Source organism: Syntrophomonas sp. UBA5494, assembly GCF_002426325.1.
On sequence record NZ_DIPG01000031.1, the window covers coordinates 59,630 to 64,663 of the forward strand.

The window sequence follows — 5,034 nt, forward strand, 5'->3', positions numbered from 1 at the left end:
AACAGGTACGATTTTCCAGTCTAATGCCATTGATAACATAAAAATTTTTTTACTGCAAGCATTTAATCCCCAAGCATCCAAAACGGTCAGAATTTGCCTAACGATTTAAATCGCCGGCGGGGAAAAATAATGGCGTAAGATTTATACAGCTTCAAAAGAAAGGAGTGATTCAATTTGCTGTCCGATTTAATGGATCGCCGTAATTCTGCGATAAGAAAAATGATGGGCAATGATAAAGCCGACCCCGGCACCTATAGTTTTCTGCAACCTGGATGGTGGGCCTTGCATGCCGCTGCCATAACCGGACTTTACATTATGGCTAAACGCGCCGGCAAGAATGACTGCTACTAGGCTTTCAAAAACAGCTCCCCCGCCGTACGAATCCCTTATCGCTCAGCGAAGGGTTCAGGCATTTTCAAGAGGCGGTCTGACGATCGCCTCTTGAATTAAAACCTTTCCAAAATCATAAAAAAACTTTCATTTCTCCTTTTATAATTCAAACTCTGTGGTTTTTTGTCAAACTTTACGATAATTTTATATATAATATATATCTGCCTTTTATAATTTCAAGGAGTTCTTTTGATGCTGATAATTTTGCTCAATTATACGGCTCTCTTGGTATACCTATTCATGGGGTTTCATGCCTATAACACCAACCCCCGGGAAAATTTAAACCGCCTCTTTTTGGCGGTGTGCCTGTTATTTGCCCATAATATCTTTTTCGAGCTGATGGTATTCAGCTCTATAGATCCGGCCAACGCCTATTTGTTCGGTCAGATTGCCGAATTAGGATGGTTGAATTACCCTGGGTTGATGTTAATTATGGCGCTGATTATCAGCCGCCAAGAGAAATATGTGGATAAACCCGTCAAACAGATGGCGGTGTTTCTGCCCGGGATACTATTAAGCTTTTATGAGCTATTGATTAACAATTACTCGCTCCGGGACAACCCGACAGTTTTGCTGCTCGAACAAGTCGAATATGCCTACGCCTATCTTTACCTGTTCATATGCTTGCTTTTGGTTGTGCACTGGAAGCGCTCCGCCTCTTCGGAAAGAGAAAAGAAACAGTCGGCAATCATTCTCAGCTTTGCGGCCGCCGCTTTTGTGATCGGAGCGGTCAATGACCTGATATTGACCAGGCTCATACCGGATTATCCCTGCGTCGATCAATTTATATTTCTGATTTTGGTATTCGCCATCTGGTACGTCAAAGCGAAGTACCGCTTTATGAGCGTATCTTCGTTGATAAGCGCTGAAGACATCGTCAGTAAAATCGATGAAATCGTCCTGGTTTTAACCTCACAGGGCGAGATCTCAGATATGAATCAGGCTGGTGAAAGGGCCCTGGGTACTGACAAAAGGGAAATAACCGGAAAACCTGTCAACAGTATTATCAATTTAGATTTTGCGGATATTTTAAGGGAGATCAAAGGCCGGCCCAGTTATATATGGGGAGAAGAACTGTTCCTCAAGACCCGGCAAAACACAGGTTTGCCCGTCAAGGTGAGCATTTCATCCATAAAAGATCAGGGCGGCAACCTGATAGGGATATTACTCATTTGCCAGGACAAAACCATGGTTAAAGAACTGCAGGCCGAAATAAGCCAGCGTAAAACCAAAGAACAGCAGCTCAAGTATTTAAGCCTTCACGATCCATTGACCGGGCTGTACAATCGCACCTATTTCGAGCAGCAAATGCGGCAGAGAAAAGGCAGCAGCAGTATTATCGTATGCGATGTCGATGGACTGAAACTGATCAACGACACCTTTGGCCATGAGGCCGGGGACCGGTTATTGATCAAATCGGCCTCCATCATACAGTCGGCTTTAGACAATTCCCTCAAGCTGGCCCGAATCGGGGGAGATGAATTTGCGGTTTTGATACCTCATAACAACAGAGACCAGATCCATGAAATCTGTGCCGCCATAAACCGGGCGGTAAAACAATGCAACAGCAATAACCCCCAGATAATGATCAGTATTTCTATCGGCTTTGCCATTTCCAGCTCTGATTTTCACGATATCAATGAACTGTATAAAGAAGCGGACGATAACATGTACCGTGAAAAACTGAATCATATCCAGAGTTTCAGGAGCAGCATGGTGCAGGGCATGATGAAGACCCTGGAGGCCCGTGATTTCCTCACTGAAGGCCATGCCGAACGGATGCGGGAGCTGATCTGGAATCTGGGCACTTATGTCGGTCTAAGGTCCAACATGCTCACCAATCTGCAGCTTCTGGCCCAGTTCCATGATATCGGCAAGGTTGGTATTTCTGATAAAATACTGTTCAAACCGGGAACACTCACTGAAATCGAAAGGCTGGAAATGCAGCGCCACAGTGAGATCGGCTACCGCATCGCTCAATCCATTCCGGACTTGAGCAGCATCTCGGACTTGATCCTCAAACATCATGAGCGCTGGGACGGCAGGGGATATCCGCTGGGTGTCAAAGGCGAAGATATTCCCCTGGAATGCCGCGTTTTAGCTATAGTCGACGCTTACGACGCTATGACTAATGATCGCCCTTACCGGAAAGCCATGTCAGAGGAAGAAGCCCTGGCAGAAATTGAAAACAACGCGGGGACACAATTCGATCCGGCACTGGTGGCCAAATTCCTGCATATGCTCAGAAAGAGTGACCGGGACTCGACCGCCCCCGATTCAGAACTTTCCATAAAGGATGCGGCGTTATGACTTTTATCTGATATTCCTCACCCCACCATTCGGGCAAGTTTTTTCCTATACACATAAGCCGCTGCTACCATGGTCAAAATCATATAGCCTGCCATAATCAGCCAGCCTTCGGCAAAGCCTTGGATCAGTTACGCGGTAGAAATCCAGTATCCCTTCGGTCAGATACAGCCGCAAGTTTTTGGCCATATCGGTATTGTAATTGTTAAAGTGATATTCGATACTTGTGTTTTTCCCATTTTGTAGGTCGGCGCTAAATCTTTCACCGACAACGACCACGCCGTTTACTTTTCCTTGGGCATATAGGTCAAACGCCGTATCATAGTCTGCTTCCACTGCTTCAAAATATGGATTCTGCCCCAAGGGGGAAATCTGGGTGAAGATGGATGTTTCAAGCATCGTTCCGTAAGTCCCGCTATCCTCATTGACAAAAGCCAGTTTCAGTGCTGTAAAATTGCCGAAGGTAAGGGCAAAGACAAGGAGAATGATGGTAGGGGCGATGATTCCCGCCACAATGGACTTCGGGTCGGCTTTGAACAGTAAAAATAGTTTTTTTAATTCCGCTGTAAATACTCTCATCATCTGACCTCCTCACTGCGTACCCATCTTGTATATATAAAAATAATCAAGGAAAACGCTGCAATAAATGCAAGGCTCAAAAAGGTAAAACCGGCAGCGAGATTAACATTGCCATTGAAATAGCACCATCGAACAACTTCTATGGCGTAAGTCGCAGGGTTTATGCTTCCCAAAGCATTGGCAATATCTCCGAAATAGGAAAGCGGACCGAAACCGCCGCCGCCAACCCAAAGGGCCAATGCGGTCGCAATGGATATCAAAAAGGCTGTCAGTGTCGATTTGATATAAATACCAATGCACATGCCGACACAGACAAATATGCCGTAAACCAGTAATAAAGAAAGTGAAAATGGCAGGGTGTGAACAGGTAAAGCTTTGGAAATCAGGAAAAAGATGATGAGAAATACAAGGCCCGAAACAAAGCATTTGATAATATTGGCAATTATTTTACCTGTTGCCGTAATTCCCGCAGGATAGGGTGAAAGTTTCAGTAATTTCGTTGTTTTATTTTCCCATTCGCTTGTCATGGATAACATACCGAATAGAAGCCCTGAGAGCACTAATCCAAACACGAAAACACTTACCCCGAATCCCGTATCCCAGGGGATATCCTGTTCATACACCGTTGTTTCGGCAATGATAATATTTCCGCCGTTTCGCAACGAATCGATATAGCTGACCAATGCACCGTCAAGGCGGTTTCTGAAATTTTTGGTCATATTTTCATTGACGTCGTTGAGATAGTGAACAATCCTCCCTGTTATCCTTTAGATTGCGGATGTACTCCCATATTTTATGGGTGCTTTGAACATCCACGCCTAGCGTTGGTTCATCCAGAAGCAAAATTTTGGGGTCATTGAGCAAAGCCCTGCCAATTCCAAGCCGTCTGCTCATTCCGCCTGAAAAATTTTTTACCGGCTCATTGGCGCGCTCTGTTAAATCCACAAGTGATAAAATCTCGTCAATCCTCTTGTTGATATCCGTCAGATCGGAAAGATATAAAGAGGCGTGAAATGAGAGATTGTCCCTTGCGGAAAGCTCAGGATAAAGAGCCGTGTCCTGTGGGAGCAAGCCGATACGCTTTCTTACTTCATCAAGCCTATTGCATAAAAGCAGGAAAAACATATCCTACAATAGCTTATAAAAAGAAATCCGTACATTACGCAGAAGGGACAAGCGTAACAACAAGATCCGTTATAAAGCAGTTTTGTAAATGTTTCGCTAAACGCAAGCACCGGCCATCTAATCTCCGGATTAATCACCCGATTTGTGTTAACATAAAGGTGCCGTCAGGCTTCTGCGCAACAGTCAGAGAAGGGCCGTCATAGGGCCGTGAAGCCGAATTCAGGGGAGAAGGAGCCTTTAGCCGATGATTATTGGTATTGATATAGACAACACGATCACACATACCACCGAAATGATTATGCACTATGCCAGAATATTCGGTGAGCCGCGGGGGCTCAACACTATACCCGACCCGCGCTATTATTATCTGGAAGATGCCCTGGGCTGGGATCAAGCCGTGGCTGATGAATTTCTTTCCAATTACCTGGGTCACATCTATCGTGAAATGCGGCCCAAAGACCAGGCCATCGAAGTCATCCGCCAGTTAAAGCAGCAGCATGAGATCATACTCATAACATCCCGCAACCGGCAGTTCCCACAGGTGGAAGCGGTTACTACCTGCTGGCTGGCTCAAAACGGCGTCGAATACGATCGTCTTATCCTCAATGCCACCGACAATATGCATTATTTCAG

The 5,034-nt window shown here is 45.3% G+C and carries 6 protein-coding genes; 3 read left to right on the plus strand and 3 right to left on the minus strand.

The window, feature by feature from the left end:
• Positions 1–174 precede the first annotated feature (174 nt).
• Both B3W37_RS03325 and B3W37_RS03330 read left to right on the plus strand, forming a co-directional pair.
• Positions 175–351, plus strand: coding sequence for a hypothetical protein (locus tag B3W37_RS03325; RefSeq protein WP_481040128.1), 177 nt, complete (start codon positions 175–177; stop codon positions 349–351).
• A gap of 231 nt (positions 352–582) precedes the next feature.
• Positions 583–2,700, plus strand: coding sequence for a diguanylate cyclase domain-containing protein (locus tag B3W37_RS03330; RefSeq protein ID WP_483168511.1), 2,118 nt, complete (start codon positions 583–585; stop codon positions 2,698–2,700).
• A 45-nt stretch (positions 2,701–2,745) separates the two neighbouring features.
• On the opposite strand, the gene B3W37_RS03335 is transcribed toward B3W37_RS03330, so the two are convergent.
• The 3 genes from B3W37_RS03335 to B3W37_RS03345 are packed head-to-tail and all read right to left on the minus strand — an operon-like array spanning position 2,746 to position 4,401.
• Complete coding sequence (locus B3W37_RS03335) at positions 2,746–3,279, minus strand: ABC transporter permease (protein ID WP_483174769.1); 534 nt, start codon at positions 3,277–3,279, stop codon at positions 2,746–2,748.
• Positions 3,276–3,995 carry an ABC transporter permease gene (locus B3W37_RS03340; RefSeq protein WP_483174770.1) on the minus strand — a complete coding sequence of 240 codons (720 nt, stop codon included), beginning with the start codon at positions 3,993–3,995 and terminating at the stop codon, positions 3,276–3,278. Before B3W37_RS03340 ends, B3W37_RS03335 begins: the two co-directional genes overlap by 4 nt.
• A gap of 4 nt (positions 3,996–3,999) precedes the next feature.
• Positions 4,000–4,401 (minus strand): ATP-binding cassette domain-containing protein, encoded by a 402-nt coding sequence (locus tag B3W37_RS03345; RefSeq protein WP_483174771.1) that lies wholly within the window; start codon positions 4,399–4,401, stop codon positions 4,000–4,002.
• Between the two features lie 244 nt (positions 4,402–4,645).
• On the opposite strand from B3W37_RS03345, the gene B3W37_RS03350 reads away from it, so the two are divergent.
• Positions 4,646–5,034 (plus strand): 5' nucleotidase, NT5C type (locus B3W37_RS03350; protein WP_483174772.1); only part of this gene is annotated, 389 nt, incomplete at its 3' end.

What these genes read in the sequence shown, in the direction of transcription:
- B3W37_RS03335 (WP_483174769.1), bottom strand. Translation starts at nt 3,279, where the DNA reads ATGATGAGAGTATTTACAGCGGAATTAAAAAAACTATTTTTACTGTTC.
- B3W37_RS03345 (WP_483174771.1), bottom strand. Translation starts at nt 4,401, where the DNA reads ATGTTTTTCCTGCTTTTATGCAATAGGCTTGATGAAGTAAGAAAGCGT.
- B3W37_RS03340 (WP_483174770.1), bottom strand. Translation starts at nt 3,995, where the DNA reads ATGACCAAAAATTTCAGAAACCGCCTTGACGGTGCATTGGTCAGCTAT.
- B3W37_RS03330 (WP_483168511.1), top strand. Translation starts at nt 583, where the DNA reads ATGCTGATAATTTTGCTCAATTATACGGCTCTCTTGGTATACCTATTC.